The 19,749-nt window shown below is 42.4% G+C and carries 23 protein-coding genes and 6 tRNA genes; 23 read left to right on the top strand and 6 right to left on the bottom strand.

What is annotated here, in order from left to right:
- Nucleotides 1-75: 75 nt before the first annotated feature.
- Together WC080_02140 and WC080_02135 are read right to left on the bottom strand one after the other, a co-directional pair.
- On the bottom strand, nt 76-273 hold the full coding sequence (locus tag WC080_02140; protein ID MFA7244062.1) for a hypothetical protein: 198 nt from the start codon (nt 271-273) through the stop codon (nt 76-78).
- Nucleotides 274-427: 154 nt separating this feature from the next.
- On the bottom strand, nt 428-685 hold the full coding sequence (locus tag WC080_02135) for a hypothetical protein (protein ID MFA7244061.1): 258 nt from the start codon (nt 683-685) through the stop codon (nt 428-430).
- Nucleotides 686-1,334: 649 nt separating this feature from the next.
- Between WC080_02135 and recG the strand changes: the two genes are divergently transcribed.
- The 7 genes from recG to WC080_02100 all read left to right on the top strand — a co-directional run bounded on the left by recG (nt 1,335) and on the right by WC080_02100 (nt 6,366).
- Complete coding sequence (gene recG, locus WC080_02130) at nt 1,335-3,431, top strand: ATP-dependent DNA helicase RecG (GenBank protein ID MFA7244060.1); 2,097 nt, start codon at nt 1,335-1,337, stop codon at nt 3,429-3,431.
- A gap of 39 nt (nt 3,432-3,470) precedes the next feature.
- The gene (locus tag WC080_02125) at nt 3,471-4,127 is read left to right on the top strand and encodes a helix-hairpin-helix domain-containing protein (protein ID MFA7244059.1); all 657 of its coding nucleotides are present in this window, start codon (nt 3,471-3,473) and stop codon (nt 4,125-4,127) included.
- Between the two features lie 33 nt (nt 4,128-4,160).
- Nucleotides 4,161-4,246 (top strand) — tRNA-Leu (locus WC080_02120).
- Nucleotides 4,247-4,257: 11 nt separating this feature from the next.
- Complete coding sequence (locus WC080_02115; GenBank protein ID MFA7244058.1) at nt 4,258-5,169, top strand: class I SAM-dependent methyltransferase; 912 nt, start codon at nt 4,258-4,260, stop codon at nt 5,167-5,169.
- A 5-nt stretch (nt 5,170-5,174) separates the two neighbouring features.
- On the top strand, nt 5,175-5,768 hold the full coding sequence (locus WC080_02110) for an HD domain-containing protein (GenBank protein MFA7244057.1): 594 nt from the start codon (nt 5,175-5,177) through the stop codon (nt 5,766-5,768).
- 118 nt (nt 5,769-5,886) lie between these two features.
- Nucleotides 5,887-6,114, top strand: a complete 228-nt coding sequence (locus tag WC080_02105; protein MFA7244056.1) for a hypothetical protein — start codon at nt 5,887-5,889, stop codon at nt 6,112-6,114.
- A gap of 69 nt (nt 6,115-6,183) precedes the next feature.
- On the top strand, nt 6,184-6,366 hold the full coding sequence (locus WC080_02100) for a hypothetical protein (protein MFA7244055.1): 183 nt from the start codon (nt 6,184-6,186) through the stop codon (nt 6,364-6,366).
- On the opposite strand, the gene WC080_02095 is transcribed toward WC080_02100, so the two are convergent.
- The 3 genes from WC080_02095 to WC080_02085 all read right to left on the bottom strand — a co-directional run bounded on the left by WC080_02095 (nt 6,367) and on the right by WC080_02085 (nt 8,698).
- Nucleotides 6,367-7,146, bottom strand: a complete 780-nt coding sequence (locus tag WC080_02095; protein ID MFA7244054.1) for a hypothetical protein — start codon at nt 7,144-7,146, stop codon at nt 6,367-6,369.
- Between the two features lie 93 nt (nt 7,147-7,239).
- The gene (locus WC080_02090; GenBank protein ID MFA7244053.1) at nt 7,240-8,001 is read right to left on the bottom strand and encodes an ABC transporter permease; all 762 of its coding nucleotides are present in this window, start codon (nt 7,999-8,001) and stop codon (nt 7,240-7,242) included.
- Nucleotides 7,976-8,698, bottom strand: a complete 723-nt coding sequence (locus WC080_02085; protein ID MFA7244052.1) for an ABC transporter ATP-binding protein — start codon at nt 8,696-8,698, stop codon at nt 7,976-7,978. The genes WC080_02090 and WC080_02085 overlap by 26 nt, the downstream gene beginning before the upstream one ends.
- Nucleotides 8,699-9,023: 325 nt before the next feature.
- On the opposite strand from WC080_02085, the gene miaA reads away from it, so the two are divergent.
- From miaA to WC080_02050, 7 genes are all read left to right on the top strand, one after another.
- Nucleotides 9,024-9,959, top strand: coding sequence for a tRNA (adenosine(37)-N6)-dimethylallyltransferase MiaA (gene miaA / locus WC080_02080; protein MFA7244051.1), 936 nt, complete (start codon nt 9,024-9,026; stop codon nt 9,957-9,959).
- A gap of 75 nt (nt 9,960-10,034) precedes the next feature.
- Nucleotides 10,035-10,730, top strand: a complete 696-nt coding sequence (locus tag WC080_02075) for a hypothetical protein (protein ID MFA7244050.1) — start codon at nt 10,035-10,037, stop codon at nt 10,728-10,730.
- A 280-nt stretch (nt 10,731-11,010) separates the two neighbouring features.
- Entirely contained in the window at nt 11,011-11,178 is a 168-nt protein-coding gene (locus tag WC080_02070) for a hypothetical protein (protein MFA7244049.1), read from the top strand.
- Between the two features lie 65 nt (nt 11,179-11,243).
- Nucleotides 11,244-12,872, top strand: a complete 1,629-nt coding sequence (locus WC080_02065; protein MFA7244048.1) for a YifB family Mg chelatase-like AAA ATPase — start codon at nt 11,244-11,246, stop codon at nt 12,870-12,872.
- Between the two features lie 79 nt (nt 12,873-12,951).
- The gene (locus WC080_02060) at nt 12,952-13,110 is read left to right on the top strand and encodes a hypothetical protein (GenBank protein MFA7244047.1); all 159 of its coding nucleotides are present in this window, start codon (nt 12,952-12,954) and stop codon (nt 13,108-13,110) included.
- Nucleotides 13,111-13,116: 6 nt separating this feature from the next.
- A complete protein-coding gene (locus WC080_02055) occupies nt 13,117-14,652 on the top strand; it encodes an AarF/ABC1/UbiB kinase family protein (protein MFA7244046.1) in 1,536 nt (511 codons plus the stop codon).
- 19 nt (nt 14,653-14,671) lie between these two features.
- Complete coding sequence (locus WC080_02050; protein MFA7244045.1) at nt 14,672-14,830, top strand: hypothetical protein; 159 nt, start codon at nt 14,672-14,674, stop codon at nt 14,828-14,830.
- A gap of 58 nt (nt 14,831-14,888) precedes the next feature.
- Here the strand turns inward: WC080_02050 and WC080_02045 are convergent, their stop codons facing one another.
- A complete protein-coding gene (locus tag WC080_02045; GenBank protein MFA7244044.1) occupies nt 14,889-15,236 on the bottom strand; it encodes a hypothetical protein in 348 nt (115 codons plus the stop codon).
- A 145-nt stretch (nt 15,237-15,381) separates the two neighbouring features.
- On the opposite strand from WC080_02045, the gene WC080_02040 reads away from it, so the two are divergent.
- From WC080_02040 to WC080_02000, 9 genes are all read left to right on the top strand, one after another.
- Nucleotides 15,382-15,456, top strand: a tRNA-Gly gene (locus tag WC080_02040).
- Nucleotides 15,457-15,481: 25 nt separating this feature from the next.
- Nucleotides 15,482-15,555 (top strand) — tRNA-Cys (locus WC080_02035).
- A gap of 1 nt (nt 15,556) precedes the next feature.
- Nucleotides 15,557-15,631, top strand: a tRNA-Phe gene (locus tag WC080_02030).
- Nucleotides 15,632-15,717: 86 nt separating this feature from the next.
- A complete protein-coding gene (secG, locus tag WC080_02025) occupies nt 15,718-15,936 on the top strand; it encodes a preprotein translocase subunit SecG (protein MFA7244043.1) in 219 nt (72 codons plus the stop codon).
- Nucleotides 15,937-16,060: 124 nt separating this feature from the next.
- Nucleotides 16,061-17,458 carry an ABC transporter substrate-binding protein gene (locus WC080_02020; protein MFA7244042.1) on the top strand — a complete coding sequence of 466 codons (1,398 nt, stop codon included), beginning with the start codon at nt 16,061-16,063 and terminating at the stop codon, nt 17,456-17,458.
- A tRNA-Leu gene (locus WC080_02015) sits at nt 17,459-17,544 on the top strand. It abuts the gene before it with no gap.
- A gap of 99 nt (nt 17,545-17,643) precedes the next feature.
- Complete coding sequence (locus tag WC080_02010) at nt 17,644-18,357, top strand: ABC transporter ATP-binding protein (GenBank protein MFA7244041.1); 714 nt, start codon at nt 17,644-17,646, stop codon at nt 18,355-18,357.
- Between the two features lie 7 nt (nt 18,358-18,364).
- Nucleotides 18,365-19,546, top strand: a complete 1,182-nt coding sequence (locus WC080_02005; protein ID MFA7244040.1) for an ABC transporter permease — start codon at nt 18,365-18,367, stop codon at nt 19,544-19,546.
- Nucleotides 19,547-19,653: 107 nt separating this feature from the next.
- Nucleotides 19,654-19,740, top strand: a tRNA-Leu gene (locus WC080_02000).
- Nucleotides 19,741-19,749 lie beyond the last annotated feature (9 nt).

Below are 19,749 nucleotides of genomic sequence, written 5' to 3'. Positions count from 1 at the left end.
TCAAATGTTAAAACTAAAAACTATTGGGCAACTATCTCATACGACGAGAAACGACGGCTAGGGACAGCCGTCGTTTTAATCTCGCCATCCGCCCAGGGCGGATGATCCGATTCTTGCTGTTGATCCAGCCACCGCGGTCCTCTTGCTAGGACCTAGGCCACGACCACCAGCGCCACCAGCACCAGCAATGCCAAGGCAGAGAACAGAACCCTCATAGCACAACCCTCCTTCGTTATCCGACGTGGAAAATCTGTTGGCGTTCTGCAAGAGCATTATATCATAATATTGATAAGCTTAAATAAAAAGAGCGAGAGCGACCCATACCAGGGGCCGCTCTGTCAGTAAGTCGCTTGTAAGGCGATAGGAGTGTCCTGAAGACACTCGTGAAAAAACTTGGGCTTGCAAGGCCGGGGCAACGGTGGGTCCTTCAGACCCCCACACATTCATCTGATACTTTCCCTGGCCCGATGGCTCGGCGCCAGAGACCGGTCTCTCCAGGACCGGAGCGGGATCGCAGGGGGGCGAGCTCCGCCGACCGAAAAAGCTGATCAGCCCCAACAGGAGGGCTGGCCGTGGCAAGATCGCCATCAACGTCAACATCAGAAACAGCATGGTGAGCAAGTGGTTGTCCCTCCCGTGGGCAGTTGATGAGTGCGACGGAAATAATATATACGAAGCTCTGCATTAAGTCAAATATACGATCACAGAATTGTTTCACTGAAGATCACAGAAGTTAGAATACCCTCATTAGACGCAAAAGCGCCGGCCTCGAGGAGGTCGGCGCATTACACTCAGACAGAGCACCGGTTTGGGAACCGACGATGTGCCCTGTCTTGGGGGGCGGTGGTGGAGAGGGAGCGTCCGCCAGGGAACTCCTTCTCCACCAATCTCGGAAGTGGGGAGGATAATGATAGCACCTCCGAGAAGAAAGGATGGATGAGGCTTGCCGGCGGGAGCCGGCGGCGCGTTGGTCCTTGCGACCTACGACGCAACCGCCGGCTCCCACCTTCCGCTGTCCGGATCTTACGGCCAGTTCAACAGCCACCTATCCGGACGTCCGCAGGGTGGAACCGCTAGCCAGGCATCTCGTGCACCCGCTGGACCCAGCGGGTCACTCGCGACATCGCGGCGATGGTCTTCCCGAGAACCGGGTACGATATCGGCGACTTCGCGAGACGGTGACCGAGACGATCGAGCATTGGCACTACCTCCCTGACGAAGATCCGCGAGCCTAAGCTTCGCGGTACGACAAGATCACTTATATCACGCTGGTCAATAAATGTCAATACCTGTGATAGTGCAAAGTGAAAAGTATAAAGTATAATGTTGGTGAAATGGAAATAAATTTAAATACCGAAATTAAATATTTGAAGGGTGTCGGGCCAAAGGTTGCACCGAAGCTCAATAAGCTGGGAATTTATACAGCCCAAGATTTGATTTATCATTATCCACGAAGATATAAAGACTATACCCAAGTCACTAAAATTAGTAACTTAACTAATAACTTAGAACTAAAAACTAATAACTTCACGATCCGAGCTCGAGTAGTGGGCATTGCCAATAAAAGAACGAGACGCAGGGGGTTTACCGTGACAGAAGCAGTAGTTGAAGACAACTCCGGATCGCTCAAAGTTGTTTGGTTTAATCAACCATACTTGGCAAAAATGCTGAAAGCTGGATCCGAAGTTATATTAAACGGCAAAGTTTCCTACGATTCTTTTTCTCATTCGCTTGTGATGGAGTCGCCAAACCGAGCGAACCGGCCAAAAATTGTTCCAGTTTATCCTGAGACGGCGGGTGTGTCGAGCTACTTCATAGCTCGATTGATCTCAAATATTAATCCGCCGGCTGGCGGACAAATCTCAAAACTTGAGGAATATTTACCACAACCCATTTTAGATAAATATGATCTCTTAGGAATCCGGTCGGCTCTGAAAAATATCCACGAGCCGGAGGATTCGCAAGCCTTATCGAAAGCGAGGCGGAGAATAGCATTCGACGAATTATTTCTGATTGCCATCCGTTCGCAATTAATCAAGGAAGAGATCGCAACAGAATCAGCCCCAAAAATTGAGACCGCAGATCCCGAACTTAAGAAATTTGCAGATGCTCTGCCATTCGAGCTTACCACCGATCAGAAAAAGGCTGTTTGGCAAATCGCTAAAGATCTAGCATTAAAAAAACCAATGAATAGGCTACTTAACGGGGATGTCGGGAGCGGAAAAACTGCGGTTGCTGCATTCGCTGCCTACATTGCTGCGAAAGCCGGCTTCCGAACGGCACTTATGGCGCCGACAGAGATCCTTGCCAAACAGCATTTTGAAACACTTAATAAGCTTTTAGAAAAATCAGATGTTTCAGTCGGGCTTTTGACTTCCTCTACGAGAAAGGCAAATGTTGCGGGCGAGCTCGAGAGGCAGGTGATAGTGGGGACGCATTCTTTGGTTCAGGGCAAAGTTGAAATCAAGAACTTGGGGCTCGTGATCGTGGACGAACAACATAGATTCGGTGTAAATCAACGGGCGGAACTCACGAAGAGCAGAGAAGGGTTAAGGCCGCACTTTCTATCGATGACAGCGACGCCAATTCCAAGATCATTGCATCTCGCGCTCTTCGGCGATCTTGACTTGTCGATTATCAAATCCATGCCGAAAGGCCGAAAACCGATCAAAACCAGATTTGTTGAGGAGACAAATAGGCTAAAAGCATATGACTTCATTCGCCGGCAGATTCAATCTGGCCGCCAAGCCTTTGTGATTTGCCCGCTGATTGAAGAATCGGAAGCGCAAACGAGAGAAACACTATTCGACGAAGATAGAAAATCGGTAATGGCGGAATACAATCGATTGAGCAAACAGATCTTTCCTGATCTAAAGATTGGAATGCTCCACGGTCGAATGCCCGCCTCGCCCCGACGGGGCAGGCGAGGTCTCGCCAAAGGCGGAAAATCAAAAGACGAAATAATGGCTGAATTTAAAGCTTGTAAACTTGATATATTGGTATCTACATCGGTGGTCGAGGTAGGGGTGGATATTCCGAATGCAACGATCATGATGATCGAAGATGCTGAGCGGTTTGGGCTGGCACAATTGCATCAATTCCGTGGCAGAGTTGGCCGTGGCGAGCATCAGTCCTTCTGCTTTGTATTTTCAAGTACCCAGAACCCGCGGGCGATAGAGCGACTGAAATCTTTTGAAAACATTCTTGATGGGTTCAAGCTGGCAGAGCAAGATCTTAAGAACCGCGGGGCTGGTGATATGTTTGGAACCATACAGTCGGGGTATAATGAGCTCAGGATGGCATCGTATTCCGACATCGAGCTCATCGATGAAGCGGCGGAAGGGGCAAAGATCGTTACGAATAATATTGAAAAATATCCGGCAGTTATGGAGAAAATTGATGAATTTTTAACGCATAAACACTTAGAATAACTCAAAATTTCAATTTAAAACTTAAAACTAGTAACCAAAATGTGGAAGCAAAAGCCAAAGATCAAATTTAAAGAGTGGCGGCGGCGAAAGTTGGACTCTGTTAAGGAGGGGTGGGGAAGATTTTTGATTTCAATTCATATTAGGAAAAAACCCGAAGACCCGAAAATAAAAAATGTTTTACCCGATTTGCCGGAGGAAAGCATATTTTCCGCGGAATTTGTCGAGCGACATCGGGTTGCTATTGGGGGAATCTTGCTTGTTCTAATACTCCTTTCGGGCGGTTTTTTGCTCTATCGCGAAAATTATTTCAAGCCGGTGCTTGAGAAGAGAATCACTGATCAGGATGCAAGAATAGAAAAATTGGAAGCAGAGATAGGCGATTTGTCGAAACAAAATGCGCCTGTGTCAAGCTCTGCGGCTGTTACGGCAACTGCGCCTGCTGAAACTGGACAGATAGCCGGCGCTTCGACTTCGGTGTCGGCGTCATCGGCAAACAAACCTGTTGGAAAGATTAATCTTAATACCGCTACGGCGGCACAGCTAGACACGTTACCAGGCATCGGCACGGCATATGCGACTCGAATCATTGACTATCGAACTCAACATGGCGGATTTAAATCGATAGAAGAGCTCAAAAATGTAAAAGGAATTGGCGACAAGACCTTCGAAAAGCTTGCCGACCTCGTGACAATATAATCTTTTTTTGCTATAATTCGTATGTTCAATAATGCTCGGGTGGCGAAATGGTAGACGCACTAGCCTTAGGAGCTAGCGGAGTAACATCCATGGAGGTTCAAGTCCTCTCCCGAGCACCAATAAGGTAAACATGAATATCATTGACCAAAAAATCAATCAAGATTTAAACATTGTGCGGAAACGGATAGACATTGATGCTGTGCTCAAAAATGAATATCAGGGCAAGGGGGTTAAAAAGTACTACAGGATCAATAGACTGCCGTATATCATTTTTTACGATCGTAGTGGCATGATGCACTCCGGTTTGTCGTATGACGGAAAATTCAAAAAGTTAGACTATCTGGGGCCAATCAAAATTATTGAGAAATATATTGAGAGCCTAAAAGCAAAAAAAATTTTAGAGCTAGGAGCTGGAAATGGCGCTAATAGCGGGTTACTTGCCTCAAAATATCCATCAATCAGTTTTTTTGCGCTAGACTATTCTCTTAAACCACTTGCGAGATATCGAAAAAATAAGAATTTTTCTCAGGTTGTTGGCGATTATCACGATCTAAGTTTGTATGAGGAAGATTCTTTTGAGATTGTTTTTGCAATTGAGACGATTTGTCATACTAGCAATAAAACCAAAGTTCTCGAAGAGATTAAGAGAGTTCTAAAACCGGGAGGGGTCTTCATCTGTTTCGACATGTATTCTGTGAGAGATGAATCTGGTCTCTCGGAAAATGAGCTATTGATAAAATCGTTGGTGGCGAAAGGAATGGCGGTAGATGAATTCGAATCAATTGAAAAATTCAAAAAAGATGTTGAAAAAGCAAAAATGATTATTGAAAAAAATGATGTTATCTCTAACCTGGTAATTCCGACTGCAGATATGCTGCGAGAAAGATCATTGCATATATTGGGGAGAACTACGTGGAAGGGTAAATTATTTGGTCCAATTTTTTCACAAGATATTTTAATGAGTTTTGCTGCTGGAATGTTTCTTTCGGCTGCGATAAAAAACAAAATTTTTTCCTATTATTTTCAAGTTTTGGGAAAGTAAAAGAAATGACCTATGATAGGCAAAAATATTTGGAGGCGATAAGGGCGGAGCTTGAAACCAATATTTTTTATCATTCTCTGGCGCTTGAAGCCTGCATGGGCGGGATTTTTGATTATTTAAAAGAGCAAAACAAACTAGGAGCGGATGATGATCGCGATGAGTGGGCTCTTGCTGGGCTAATCCACGACATTGATTACTCTGAAGAAAATAAAGCTGATCATCCGCATAAAACGCGCGAGGTCCTTGCAAAATATAAGCTTGAGATTTCGGATAAAGTCGACCGGATTGTGAAAGCGCACGGTCCGGAGTTAACTAAAATCTATCCGGAGAGTAAAGCAGAGTGGGCGATTTTCTGTGCCGACAGCCTAACGGGCTTGATTACCGCGGTCGCTCTCGTTTATCCATCAAAAAAGTTGGATGAAGTGAAGCTAAAATCTGTCACAAAAAGGTTTCACAAAGAACCAAGATTTGCAGCTGGTACGAGACGAGATGAAGTCTCAATGTGCGAGAAAGCGGATGGTCTCAACATTCCCGTAGATAAATTCATCGAGATTTGCCTCGATTCAATGAAACAAATCGCAAGCAACATAGAGCTCTAATTATTGATTCAAAAAACAAGTCAGGCATTGCCTGATTTTTTTTGTGTAGAAATTCATAGAATTTTCATAATTCTTGTGCTACGAATTGAGTACTGACTTCTAGGAAGGGGGCAAGGCCATGCCGTCGACGACTGATGACGTAATGCGGTACGTGAGCAATTTCAATCTAAATGCGGAAGACGCAGGGGTACACGAGGGTCAAAAAAGGCAGTTTTCCCTCAAGGCCTCTGAACTTCTCGACAAGATTGATCTTGCGGATCTTACTGCTATGCTCTCGAGCGAAGCTGAGGAGTTGTTTATTGAGCTTCGAGATTTGGGTGCGAAAGTGCTAGCCGGAAACCAGTGAGCCGCGCCTGCCCGATGGCGAGCAGGCGGCCACATTAAAATTTTACGAAACATTCGATATAATTGAACCATGAGCGGAAATCTTACAAATTACACCGATGAGGATCTCGAAAATTTAGAGGATGAGCTCTTCGAAGAAGCGGAGAAAGAGCGCGAGGAAGATATGCCAGTTTCGGGAAAATCGGTTTTCGAAATCCAAAGAGTGCAGAGAAAGCGGGAAGAGGAGCACAAGGACGACAAGAAAGAAGAGTAATTATTGATTTATTCTAGCTCTGCCGTCGTTGTCTATAAGGTATGTAAACCCAAAAGGATCTTTTGGCACTGCTGTAAGAATTTTTGCAGTCACTAAGTCTTCGATATTTGCCGGATAATTTCCGGTCTTATTTTTGTACTCTTCCGCAGCAACTTCGAGAATGTTTAGAATTTCATAATGTATGATGTAAGCTTTCGCGCGTTCTTGAATAACTTCATCGTTCGAATTTTCAAAAATCGAAGTCCAAATAGCGATTGATTGTGCTCTAAGATCCGGCCGGGAATTGAAACTTGCAGATATTGCTTTTACGTTATCCGGTGCGCCGGCTGTCCTTGCGGCAACATCGAAATAATATGCTGCGTTTGCATAGTCTTGCTTGTTCAAGAAATAAGTAACGGCAAGATAATAGGGGATGCGGTAGTCCGGGTCGGAGTTAGCTATCCCGTCTTTGGCGATCGCGATAGCATCGTTAGTTTTGCCCAGTCCGGGTAAAATTATGGCGCCAAAAGCATAGGGGTAGGAGAATTTCGGATCTAGTTCGTTTGTCGCTTTTATATAAGCGGTGAGTTTCGCATAATCATCATCTTGCCAATCGCCAAAATATTGTATGGAAGCTAGCCAATTTAAATCTGCGGCGGCATTTTTTAATCCTAAATCAACAAATTCGATAACTTTTGCCGGCATGACAAGAGGGGAGGGCTTTTTCGTTTCCGCCTTTGCTCCATCGGAAAAAATCTGGGTCGCAATAACCAAGACGGATAAAAGGATGAAAATAATCATCTTTAAAAAGGATTTATTTTTTATTGTATTAAGTATCATGTATCAAGTATCAAGCAGTGAGCTTAATTCTTAATACCTGATTCTTGATTCTGGTTAAACCTCCTGTTTGGACAGGGAATAATTTGCGATTGCGAGAATTATTATCGTATAAACTACACCATAAGCTACAGCAGAAAAGACAGCCAAACCGTTCGGCAAAATTCCGTGCACGGCAATGTTTCTAAGATTGAACTTCTCGAGGTTGGGCAGAATGTAGTAAATCGCATATGCGAAATATTTGAAAAGCACGCTCGATTTTAAAGCATATTTTAATATCATCGGTAGTGAATGGCCAATGAAAAGAAGCAAAATCGCGTAGAGAGTTGAGGCTAGTGGAGTCGAAAAGGTTGAAAATAGGATCGAAAGCGCAATAAAAACTGCAAGTTCTAAAATCTGCATGCCAATCGCGGCGAGACCGAAATAATCAAATCCTCCGCCTTTTGCCGCGACAATTGCAAGATAAAGCACCGACATGATCAAAATAGTTAGAACCACGGATGTGAAAAGTCCGAGAAATTTGCCCAAGATATATTGGGCTGCTCCAACCGGCTTCGAAAAAACGATATAAAGCGTTCTTCCTTCAATCTCCTTATAGATGAGTGATGTTCCGAGAAAAATCGTGATAATCAAACCGAAGATATAAATTCCGGCAAGTCCCAGATCGCGAATTATTTTTAGATCTTCGCCGAGTGAAATTGAACCTAAAAAAATAGTTGAGATGATGAAAAGCATGCCGAATATCAAAATCGAATAAAGAATCCGATCACGGATGGTCTCGCGGAATGTATTTTTAGCGATTGCCAGTACGTTTTTCATTTTTTATAACCTCGACAAATTTTTCTTCAAATGCGCTACCACGGCAGAATTTTTTCACCGAGCCGGAATATAATAATTTTCCTTTATTAATTATGCCGATTTCATCGCATAACTCTTCGATATCCGAGAGGATGTGTGAGGAAAAAAAGACTGTTTTTTTTCGTTTTTTCAAACCTTTGATGATATTTTTGATATCGGCGCGGCCGATTGGGTCAAGCCCGTCGAGCGGTTCATCGAGAAAAATATAATCTGGATCATTTACGAGGGCTTGCGCGAGGCCGAGACGCTGCTTCATGCCCTTGGAATAATTTCTCACCATCATGCTTCTTGCATCGTACAGCCCGACTTGGTCTAGAATATTCAGATAATATCCGTTATTTTTCTCTCTCGAATAATTGAAAAGTTCACCACAGAATTTCAGGAATTCCAAACCGGTCAGATGGTCATAGAAGTAGGGGTCTTCTGGCATAAAACCAATTTTTTCTTTTGTTTTTGCGTCCATGGTCATCTCGCCGCCGATCGTAATAATGCCGTCATAGTCCTTGATGAGACTGAGTATAATTTTGAGCGTAGTCGTCTTCCCTGCTCCGTTCGGGCCCAAAAAACCGAAAATCGTCCCCTCTTTTATCGAGAGAGAAAGATCGTCGACGATAATCTCTTTGCCGTACTTTTTTGTGACATGCGATATCTTAATCATGCTTATGTATTGTAATTTGAAATTAAGGCATTGTGCAACACATTGGAAGGCGAGGCTAATTTGTGGTATATAAGATAGGCGAAGGAGGTGCCATAAATGGCTGTTGATCTGGAAGTTGGTACCGCGGAAGTGCAGGAGTTCAAGTGCCCTCACTGCGGGGACACTCGACCTCCGGATCCGGATGGTAATTGCCTTCAGTGTGGAAGGTCAAGGTACAGGGGGACTGATGTTGAAGGCAGCGAGAGCTAGTGGGAGGGTGAGAACTGGGCGAGACAGCCGGCGCGTGCGTCATGTGACGTGCGCGCCCAAATTATTGCTAAGGACCATGCAAATGGAAAATGTGCAGAAAATTGTGGCAATTGTCGGGCCGACAGCTACTGGAAAAACAGGCCTAGGAGTTGCAATTGCCAAAAAATATGACGGCGAAATAGTCTCGGCAGATTCGAGACAAGTTTTTCGCGGACTCGATATTGGGACCGGTAAAGATCTCTCCGAATATGGCAATATCAAATATCACCTCATCGATATTTGCGATCCTGGTGAAGAATTTTCAATGTTTGATTGGCTATCACGTGCCCGCGAAGTTATCGAAGGCATTTTTGCCCGCGGCAAACTGCCGGTAATTGTCGGAGGAACGGGGCTTTACGTTCAAGCTTTAATTGAGGGATTTGAAATCAAGGATCACCCGTCTCGGCCGAGGCTCGAGCCGAGGTCGGAAGAATCAAGAATCAAGAATCAAGCGAAAATTTCCCGGGAACAATTAAATTCGATGTCGCTCGAAGAATTGCAGAAAATTTACTACGGGCTACGGACTAATGACCATGGGCTTGACGTTCAGAATCCTCGAAGGTTAATTAGGGCGATCGAGAAGGCGCAAGAAGGCACAGCACCGACAAAAATCAAACCGGATTTTGTTGTCCTACAAATTGCTATCGATTACCCGCGGGAGGAATTGTATTCGAGAATAGATAAGCGGGTCGACGAATGGTTTGCGGAGGGCTTTTATGAGGAAGTCTCAAATCTAATGGAAAAGGGAGTTTCTCTCTCATGGTTCGAAAAGATCGGGTTGGAATACAAGATATTAGCCAATTATATTGATAAAGATCAAAAAGATTTTGAAGTCATAAAACAGAATATGAAATGGAAAATTCATCAATACGCCAGAAGGCAGCTCACTTGGTTCCGAAGGTTTTCGGAAATTATTTGGGCAAAAAATAAAAATGATGTGTTTGGAGTTATCGACGATTTTCTTAAAGAATAATTTGTTCTATAATATTTAAGTCAGGATTTATCTAAGGACTACGGACTACTTTCTACTTACTAAAAAAGGAGGAGCATGCGACGATCTAATGGTTTGGCAGCAATTTGGATCATACTTATTACCGTTCTCATCATGGCAGGCCTTGGCGCTGGTGGGTATTATTATTTGAATTCCAAATGGACGAAAGATAAAAATAATCTCAAAAGCCAGATCTCTGATTTGCAGAAAAAGGTTGATGCAGATAGTGAAAGTTCTACTAGCTCGTCCAGTACTTCAGTATCTAGTTCAAGTTCCTCATCTTCCTCGAATAATCTTACGACCTATACAAACAAGACTTATGGATACAGCTTCAAATACCAAAGTGCTTTTCAGCTTATCGATTATCTGTATGATTCCCAATCTGGGCAGCAAGTCAAAAAAGATATTTATGTGATTGTAAATAAGGACAGGGTGGCAGATAACACATATAGGGCGAATTCTGAGATGCCTATCCCTTATTTTATGATATCTGTGGTTGATGAGGAATTTGGCTTAAGCCAAATAACATCTGCTGGCCAGGAACAGACGGTATCCGACATAACTCTAGCTGGGGCAACAGGCTGGAAGGTTACAGAGAACGAACCTTCTCTTCTGGACGGGACATATTCTACATCTATATATTTGAATCATGGTGGCCGGGGATATCAAATAGTTTGGAAAAATGATGATTCCCATGGTGTTCATGATACTGCCATCGATAATATGGTAAGTTCATTCCAGTTCACGAACTAAATAGTAAGTCTAATAAATTGAAAAAGGCCTTAAGAGGGCCTTTTTCAATTGTCTAAATGCTTAAATTTTGGTATTATCCCCGATGTGAAAGGGCTGGTGATTGCTATATGTGCCCGGTTTGCGATGGTCGGGGAGGATTCATGAGTGATCATGGGTTTTCTGACCGATGCTGGCTCTGCAAACGCAGTCGCAGGGCCCTCGATTCCAACAAGGCGACCAAACAACCCAGGTCGCCGTTTTCTCAAGTAATGCTGGCCTTTGAGCCGGTAGTCGCACACGGATGAATCCTGCAGCCATTACACAGGAGGTCAAGATGAGCGAACTTGCGGAGAAAGAGAGAGAAGCAGCCGAAGAGGGACAGGTCTGCGGCGAGTGCGGCGAGCGTCATCCGGGGTACACCTGCCAGGAGTACCGCGACGCTTGCGACACGGCAGAGAGCCGCATCTAGCGGTCGGAAGAAGATCTGGAGACCCGCCCCGAAGCTCGGGGCGGGTCAAGTGGTTTTAAAAGACGATATTTTACTCTACAATTAAGTTAGTTAAAACTAATAACTCAAAGGGGCCTTTTGGGACTAAGAGGCTAAGAACTGAAATGCAGGGAGGGGATTTGAATAAAGTTGCGCGTGTTCTATCGGCAACGACGATGGGTTTGGAATGCTATCCGATCGAGGTGGAAGTCGACATCGGAGCAGGACTGCCCTCTTTTACTATTGTGGGACTTCCGGATAAGGCCATCGATGAAAGCAAGGAGCGGATTCGCTCGGCGATCAAAAATTGCCACTTACCCTTCCCCCAACATCGTCTGACGGTAAATCTGGCGCCTGCCGACATGAAAAAAGAGGGTCCGAGCTTTGACCTGCCAATGGCGGTAGGGATTCTTTTGGCATCAGAGCAGCTGCAACACGTTCCCGAATACAACCAAGCGCTGTTTGTCGGAGAGTTAGCACTAGACGGTAGGCTTCGGCATGTAAATGGGATTCTCCCGATAGCAATGTATGCCAAAGAGTCTGGATTTGATCGAATTTATGTCCCCGAAGTAAATGCGGAGGAAGCGGCCCTTGTTCAAGGAATTGAGATTATTCCTGTAGAAAGCTTAGCGAAATTGATTAAACATCTTCGGAGTGAAGAAATAATCAATAGATATCAAAGATCAGCGCCTACTGAAGAAAAAACTATCAAATATGAATTGGATTTTGCTTATATCGCCGGACAAGAACAAGCGAAAAGGGCGATGGAGATTGCCGCTTCGGGCAATCACAATATTCTCTTATCCGGTCCTCCCGGATCGGGTAAAACATTACTTGCAAGATCGCTCCCGAGTATTTTGCCAGATATGGCAAACGAGGAGATGCTAGAAGTAACAAAAATCTATTCAGTTTCCGGCATGACTAGTGGAGCAAAAACATTGATAACAAAACGTCCGTTTCGAGCGCCACACCATACAACATCAGGAGTTGCTATGGTTGGTGGAGGTCAGTGGCCAAAACCAGGTGAGATATCTCTTTCCCATCGCGGAGTTTTGTTTTTGGATGAATTCCCCGAATTTCCCAGAAACGTTCTTGAAGCCCTGCGCCAGCCGCTCGAAGATGGAATTGTCACAGTATCTCGTGCGTCCGGATCATTGACTTTCCCAGCAGAGTTTTTACTTGTTGCCGCCCAGAATCCGTGTCCGTGCGGATATCTTTCCGACCCAGATAAACGCTGTGTTTGCACGCCGACCCAGATAATCCGCTACCAGAAAAAGGTTTCTGGTCCTTTGCTTGACCGCATCGATATCCATATTGAAGTCCCGCGGGTGAAATACGAAAAACTTGCCACGGATAAAGTTGCGGAGGAATCATCTGTGGTTCGCAAGAGGGTGAACAAGGCACGAGAGAAACAAAATGGACGATTTCGCGACAATGGTAAATTAAAATCGAATGCCGAAATGACCTCGAAAGATATCAAAGAATATTGTATATTGGAAAAAGAAGCTGAAAAATTAATTGCTAGTGCAGTTGAAGGAATGAAGCTATCTGCGCGCTCGTATCATAGAATTTTAAAAATTGCCCGTACGATTGCTGATCTTAATGAATCCGACATTATAAGTTCTGCTCACATTGCTGAAGCACTTCAATACAGACCCAAAGAAAAGGCCTATTAAACAGCAAAAATATTGACAAAATATCTATTTAGTAGTATTATAAAACGTTTTAATAAATAAATTACAAGAGGTGGGAATTATGCGTTATCCGTTAATTACAATCATCATCGCAGTGTTGTGGATTATCATGGTAATAATCGCTAATTATGCATTTGAAATTGCGCAATCGCTCTTTTATATGGCGATGGTTTCTACCGTTATAATTTTTTATATCGGGTTTCAGATGCGAACAAAGTAAGGTCTTATGCCTAGATCTCTTCAATTAACTGGTCTCACAATTAAATACGGATTTTTCTCCTTTTTCCGATCTCTTGGTTTGTACCCGCATTCATATCCCAAGATTGCACGAATGTATCTGGAAGAAGCAGGCGGAGCGCTCATCAAAATGGGCCAGATTTTAGCTTTGAGATATGAGATTTTGCCACCAGAGTATTGCTGGGAACTCTCTGAGCTTTTCGATAATGTGCCGCCGATGGGGTATGCCGAAGTTCAGGAGATTATTTCGAAAGAATTTGGAAAATCACCGCATGAAATGTTTACGATTTTTGAAGATGCACCAATAGCTTCAGCCTCTTTTGCCCAAGTTCATCGGGCGATACTTCCAAATGGTAAGGAAGTTGCAGTCAAGGTCCAGAGACCGAATCTTGAATATAAAGTAAAGAAAGATTTTAGGTTTTTAAGAACGATTTCTCCTTTCTTGAATTTGATGTTCAGGATGAAAACATTGAGCGTTCGAGATATTCTGTTTGAGCTTGAAGAGTCGACGCTGCGAGAATTGGATTTCCGTCTCGAGAAAGACAATGCGGAAATCATCCGGAAGAATTTGCCAAAAACGAATCGTTTTGTTGTGCCGGAGTGTTATTCAGAATTTACAACAGCCAAAATCTTGACCCAGGATTTCATTCATGGCACGAAACTGACGGATATCATGCGTGCCAAAAATAGCAATGTAACAAATGAACAATTTAGAGATATCGATTTTGATCTTGATAGAATTGCTGATGATATAATTTCTGAGCTTGGTAGGCAATATTTTATGGTTGGAACCTATCATAGTGATCCTCATCCAGGGAATATTATCATTACCAATGATGGCAAAATTGCGCTAGTAGATTTTGGCATAGTTGGTCATGTTACAAAATTTAGCCGTTCACTTTTTTGGAACTTTATTCGCCACATTGTTTTAGATGTTGACGCAGAGAAGGCCGCCGCAGCTTTCATTCGTCTTGGCAGCCGCCCGATTGAAGAAAGGGTGAGATTTTTATCGCAAGATAAAATTCAAGTACCAGATCAGTTTTTACAGATTATCTCCGAATTATCAACTTCATTTGAACATCCGCTCAAGTCAGTTATGGATAACTGGGACGATGCAACAGGCGACCCATCAACTCCGATTTACGATAGGAGCACGGCGGTTGCTTTTATAAAGGGGATGAAATTAGCCGAGCAATATTGCGTCCATTTTCAAAGAGATTTAATTATGTTTATTCGGACTCTAGTTATCGGGGATATGATGGCTATGCAGATTGCTCCCACCTTTAAAATGAAACATGCGCTAGTAAAATTTGCTAGGGAATATCCGGAAGTGGTGAATGAAATGCAAGAGCGACTCTCTCATTATGAGATTGAAAATGAAAAACTCTCAGATCCTTGGAATGAGGATGCAAGATATAATGCTAAAGCATATATCTCCGAATGGTTTGAAGATCTGATAGATAATCGTCCGTCTTTATACAAAAAAATTAAGCCTTCTGTGCTAAGATTTAGGCAGATGCTATAAATATTTAAGAAGGAGATATATGAAAAGTATTTGGGTAACTCTGATTATCGTAATCACTTGGATTGCAGCAGCATTTTTCATCTTGACGACTAAGATTTCAATTTTTCCTGCAATTGTTGTGACACTATTGGTTACGTTTTACCTGATCTTATTTGGTTTACAAAAACAGACCGATTAAATAAAGACAGGCAAATTAAAAATCCGCTATAGCGGATTTTTAATTTGCAACGATCTATCTATTGGGTTTGAATATTGAGAAGCTTATAAACCCAATCACCAAATGAACTCAAGATTGTGGTTTTTTGGTTTACATAGTATGCGACAATGAGGATTACAACCATCAAAAGGATTGTGAGCAAAATTTTCACTACGATTTTTTTCTCATCTTTGTAAGCAGGGTCATCGTAGCCGTCATTTTTCTTCTCTTCTTTTACTTCCTCTTTTTCAACTTTTTCTTCTATTTCGGGGGTTACGTCAATTTCTGTTGTAGGAGCAAGAGGGGTAGTAGAAGGATGCGTGATGATTTGTGGCGCAGTATTTCCATGTTGTTTTTTCTTCAGTTTTTTATTCTTTTTTTTACCCATAATTTTATCAATCTTTCGAACGAATTAAATACTGAAAGATATAAACTATAATAGTTATACCGCATAATATAGCTTTACACAAGATTGATTCTTTGCTATTATTTTGCTTGTAGTATTTTGGCAAACATTATTTTTTGGTGGTTTTGCGGGTATCGTATAGCGGCTATTATGTATCCTTGCCATGGATAAGATGCGGGTTCGACTCCCGCTACCCGCTCCAAGCCATAATACGCGCGTTTTGTCTCGGCCTGGTGGCGGAGTGGTTACGCAGCGGTCTGCAAAACCGCGTACACCGGTTCAATTCCGGTCCAGGCCTCCATGCCGAGGTAGCTCAGTGGTAGAGCAGAGGACTGAAAATCCTTGTGTCGCGAGTTCAATTCTCGCCCTCGGCACCACACTTCATTCTGGTTCGATTCGAAACCTACGGGTTCGCAATCGAAACATCATTACGCGTGGCAGACCATTATTTACTGAGGAAATTATGATTTTTACCCTTAAAATTTTACAGATCATCTTCGCAGTTTTGCTCACGATCGCCATTCTTTTGCAGCAACGGGGCTCTGGTCTTGGTATGGTCTTTGGCGGTGAGGGCAATGTATATCGATCCAGAAGGGGAATCGAAAAAACTTTATTTTATGCCACAATAGTGCTTGCAGTCTTATTTTGCGTCTCGGCGCTTCTCACGGTATTTCTCGGATGATTGAGAGATAAGGAAACTCATGAATTTCTCACAATCAAAGGGGATATCGAGAGGGCGGGTTTTGAAATCTTTATTCGCTTTAATTGCTGCCTTTTCTAAAAGGATTGCAAAAAGTGCAAGTTTGATGTCTCCAAGCGAAAGAATTATTTCGATCGTGTTTTCAGTTTTGGCTATCATACTCATTGTAATCAAGGGCAATCAGTTATTTATCTCAAATACTGAACCAATTCCTGCATTTGGCGGATCGTATAACGAAGAAGTATTGGGTGACGTTAAATATTTGAATCCTGTGCTTGCTAAATCTGATGCAGAAAAATCAATTTCCGGACTAATTTATGATGGTTTAGTGAAGATAGGCGAAGATGGAAATGTAATACCTGATTTGGCAAAAAGTTGGGAGATTTCAAACGATGGACTTGTTTATACTTTTCAATTGCAAAACGGGATTGCTTTTCATAACGGACAAAATTTTAGTGCGGCAGATGTAATTTCAACCATTAATTTAATTCAAGATCCTAATATAAAAAGTGCTTACCTCGATGAGTGGAAAGATGTGGATGTGACATCACCCGACCCGAGTGTTGTTACATTTACTTTGCCTCGACCATATGGCCCATTTATCTACCAATGTATTCAGGGGATAATTTCACAGGACGATGTAAATTCATCCCTGGTTGATAATTTCAACGGGACTGGCCCATATAAATTTATAAAGACGCTGAGTATCCAAAATGGAGGCGGAAAAAAAGTAACCCTTTCTGCCAATCGAAATTATTTTAATGGTTCGCCGTATATAAAAGATATTTCTTTTGATGCCTTTCCGGACGCCCAGATTTCACTTGCGACCTCATTAATCAATAATTATCAAGCCACTGCGGGACTTCCAAATCCAAATGACGATTTTCAAAATAAAGATTTTGAAACAGAGAGGCAGCTTGCTTTAATTGCAAACTTGCGCCAACCAAATATGGCGAATGTCGATATTCGATCACGCATAATGCAATTTTTGCCCGGAGATAAGATCAAGGTGAGACTCTTGGCGCTGGATGCTAAAGCCCAAAGAGACAAAGCTGATGAGTTAATCCAAAAAGCCAATGCGGCAAATATTGAAATTGAAGCAAATTTTGTTAAGTCGGTGGATTATCCAAATGCAATTTTGGAACGAAATTATGATCTAATATTGTATGGATTTGACTATGGTTATGATAGGGATCCATATGTTTTCTGGCATGGAAGCCAATCGGATGCGATGAATTTGGCGGGTTATAAAGATAAGAGTTCGGATATTCTTTTGGAAGATGCGCGGATGATTTCGGATTCTGTTGCCCGAAATGCTAAATATGATCAGTTTTTTGAATCGGTTAAAAACCAGAATCTGATTGTATTTTTTCCATATTCAAAGTACAATTTTTCAGTAAAATCGAATATACATGGAATAGGGAACATCAGGGCAAATAAACCACAAGACATGTTTGCAAATATTACGCAGTGGTTTATCACCGAAAGGCGTGTGTCAAAATAAGGGCGCGTGGTGGAATGGCAGACACGCAGCGTTCAGAACGCTGTGAGAGCAATCTCGTGGAGGTTCAAGTCCTCTCGCGCCCACCATCCAAAATTTTAAGCGAATATAATTGAGACAGGCAGCACCCTGTCTTTTTGATTCGTCTCGGCTAATAATCATTTAAGATTCGTGTTATTATTTGTAGAGTGAACAATACAGTTATCAAAACATCTGGGCTAACAAAAATATTCGGAACAAAAAAAGTTGTTTCCGGCATTTCTTTTGAGGTTTTAAAAAATACAATTTTTGGCATTCTTGGCCCAAATGGTTCGGGCAAAACGACCACGCTTAGAATGTTGGCGACAATTCTTTCGCCCACCAGTGGCTCAATAGAAATTGAAGGTCTAGACTATATAAATAATGCTCAAGAGATTCGCCAAAATATTGGATACGTGCCGCAAAAAGATGCTCTTTACTTGAACTTGTCGGTTTGGGAAAACGTTGATTTCTTTTTTAGTGCTTATAAATATGACGGCAATAGAAATGAAAGAATCTCCGAAACTCTGAAAATGGTTGATCTTCTTGGTTCTAAAGCTAAGCTTGTAAAAAATTTATCTGGCGGAATGGCTAAAAGATTATCAATCGCTTGTGCGATAGTACATAAACCCCAGATACTTTTTTTTGATGAGGCAACGATGGGGCTCGATCCGGTTGCCCGGGAGAAAATTTGGCAGCTGACTTTTGAATTGAAAAAAACAGCGACAATCATCACCACTACACATTATATGGATGAAGCCCAAACTCTGTGTGATCAATTGATAATTCTGCGCGAAGGAAAAATAATTATTGAGGGAAGTCCAGAACAAATAATTGCAAGGCACAGGGCGAAGAATCTACAGGAAGTACTAGCAAACATTTAGGAGTTTTGTGTTAAAAATTGCACTTTATGAGTTGAAAAAATTTGTAAGAGACAGGCGGTGGTTTCTTCTTTTTCTTACCCAGCCGATAATAGTCGTGATTTTTCTCGGGCTAGTAACTTGGCAGGAGCCAAAAGATATCAGGGTGTCATTATTTAATGTCGACTCGAATAAATATTCTGAAGAAATCGTCCAGAATTTAGAAGATGAGGAGAGGATAAATTTTTCATCCGAATCCAGTGAAAAGGAGGCTTTGGAGGGGGTAAAAAACGATAAATTTCGCTCAGCGGTCATTGTCGATATTGCAGAGGAAGAGAATCTGATTAAAGGGAAAATTCGGATTGTTGAAAATTCAACAGTGCCTGATCTTAGCGGTAGGGTCAAAATGCTTGTGGTCGATGCTGTGGAGGGCTCGCTCGCTGGTTTTGCTGGGCAAAATGTCAAAGTCCAGGCGGAAGGCAATTTACAGAAGCAAATTGAAACAATTATCCATGATCCTGAACAACTCAAACTTGTTACAAAAAATCATACCAGCATAAGCATTGAAGAAGATTCAATCAGGATAGCGGAAGAAAAAAATACCACAAAAAGCCTTAAATATTTTGACTATTTTCTTTCTGCCCTGATGGTTCTTTTGATGATAATCAATGCGATAAACTTATCAACGATTTCAATCACCAGTGAGCGGTCTGAGGGGACATTTGAGCGTTTTTTTGTTACTCCTTATCGTAAATCGCAGATGATTTTCGGAAAGTTTATCGCTTTCTCGTTTGTTGCGATCATTTTGTCGGTATTGGTGATATCAACTTTAAAAATATTTTTTGAAGTTTCTCTTGGTCCGATTTGGTTGGTCGGGATAATTATGTTTATTACTGCTGAAACGGCGATTGCCTTGGGGATTCTGATTTCGGCAGTGACTCATTCTCTGCAAGAATCGATTCAGGTCGGGGTAATAGTGTTCTATTTGACCCTAATTCTAACCCCGTTTTTATTTCAATCTGAGACCATACACCCTTATATCAAAAATATTTCGTTGATTGTGCCATTTACATATTCAATCAGGGCGATGCGCGAAGTTAACTTGCTCAATATGGAGTTTTTTGATGTTTGGCCAAATTTATTAATACTAATTGGTTTTCTTGTTTTGTTTATTTTGCTGGCAATCAACTTCTTGAGGAGAAAAGCCGAATAGTGTATTTACTTCCGTAATAATTTTTGATATACTTTGCTTATAAATTATTAAGCTAGCTTGAATAGATATTTAGATATTCTCGGGCTGGCCGAGAATTTTCATTTTATGGGCGGATGGTGGAATTGGTAGACACGCAGCCTTGAGGTGGCTGTGGGAGCAATCCCGTGGAGGTTCAAGTCCTCTTTCGCCCACCACCCCATATC

Source organism: Patescibacteria group bacterium (assembly GCA_041674405.1).
In the GTDB taxonomy this organism is placed as follows: domain Bacteria; phylum Patescibacteriota; class UBA1384; order XYA2-FULL-43-10; family XYA2-FULL-43-10; genus JBAYVT01.
The sequence above is the reverse complement of the archived record's forward strand: the minus strand, read 5'-3'. Positions and strand labels throughout refer to the sequence as shown.

Excerpts from the sequence above, each read along its gene's own strand:
- WC080_02140 (MFA7244062.1), bottom strand. The coding sequence starts at position 273 with ATGCTCTTGCAGAACGCCAACAGATTTTCCACGTCGGATAACGAAGGA.
- WC080_02135 (MFA7244061.1), bottom strand. The coding sequence starts at position 685 with ATGCAGAGCTTCGTATATATTATTTCCGTCGCACTCATCAACTGCCCA.
- recG (MFA7244060.1), top strand. The coding sequence starts at position 1,335 with ATGGAAATAAATTTAAATACCGAAATTAAATATTTGAAGGGTGTCGGG.
- WC080_02125 (MFA7244059.1), top strand. The coding sequence starts at position 3,471 with ATGTGGAAGCAAAAGCCAAAGATCAAATTTAAAGAGTGGCGGCGGCGA.
- WC080_02115 (MFA7244058.1), top strand. The coding sequence starts at position 4,258 with ATGAATATCATTGACCAAAAAATCAATCAAGATTTAAACATTGTGCGG.
- WC080_02110 (MFA7244057.1), top strand. The coding sequence starts at position 5,175 with ATGACCTATGATAGGCAAAAATATTTGGAGGCGATAAGGGCGGAGCTT.
- WC080_02105 (MFA7244056.1), top strand. The coding sequence starts at position 5,887 with ATGCCGTCGACGACTGATGACGTAATGCGGTACGTGAGCAATTTCAAT.
- WC080_02100 (MFA7244055.1), top strand. The coding sequence starts at position 6,184 with ATGAGCGGAAATCTTACAAATTACACCGATGAGGATCTCGAAAATTTA.
- WC080_02095 (MFA7244054.1), bottom strand. The coding sequence starts at position 7,146 with ATGATTATTTTCATCCTTTTATCCGTCTTGGTTATTGCGACCCAGATT.
- WC080_02090 (MFA7244053.1), bottom strand. The coding sequence starts at position 8,001 with ATGAAAAACGTACTGGCAATCGCTAAAAATACATTCCGCGAGACCATC.
- WC080_02085 (MFA7244052.1), bottom strand. The coding sequence starts at position 8,698 with ATGATTAAGATATCGCATGTCACAAAAAAGTACGGCAAAGAGATTATC.
- miaA (MFA7244051.1), top strand. The coding sequence starts at position 9,024 with ATGCAAATGGAAAATGTGCAGAAAATTGTGGCAATTGTCGGGCCGACA.
- WC080_02075 (MFA7244050.1), top strand. The coding sequence starts at position 10,035 with ATGCGACGATCTAATGGTTTGGCAGCAATTTGGATCATACTTATTACC.
- WC080_02070 (MFA7244049.1), top strand. The coding sequence starts at position 11,011 with ATGAATCCTGCAGCCATTACACAGGAGGTCAAGATGAGCGAACTTGCG.
- WC080_02060 (MFA7244047.1), top strand. The coding sequence starts at position 12,952 with ATGCGTTATCCGTTAATTACAATCATCATCGCAGTGTTGTGGATTATC.
- WC080_02055 (MFA7244046.1), top strand. The coding sequence starts at position 13,117 with ATGCCTAGATCTCTTCAATTAACTGGTCTCACAATTAAATACGGATTT.
- WC080_02050 (MFA7244045.1), top strand. The coding sequence starts at position 14,672 with ATGAAAAGTATTTGGGTAACTCTGATTATCGTAATCACTTGGATTGCA.
- WC080_02045 (MFA7244044.1), bottom strand. The coding sequence starts at position 15,236 with ATGGGTAAAAAAAAGAATAAAAAACTGAAGAAAAAACAACATGGAAAT.
- secG (MFA7244043.1), top strand. The coding sequence starts at position 15,718 with ATGATTTTTACCCTTAAAATTTTACAGATCATCTTCGCAGTTTTGCTC.
- WC080_02020 (MFA7244042.1), top strand. The coding sequence starts at position 16,061 with ATGTCTCCAAGCGAAAGAATTATTTCGATCGTGTTTTCAGTTTTGGCT.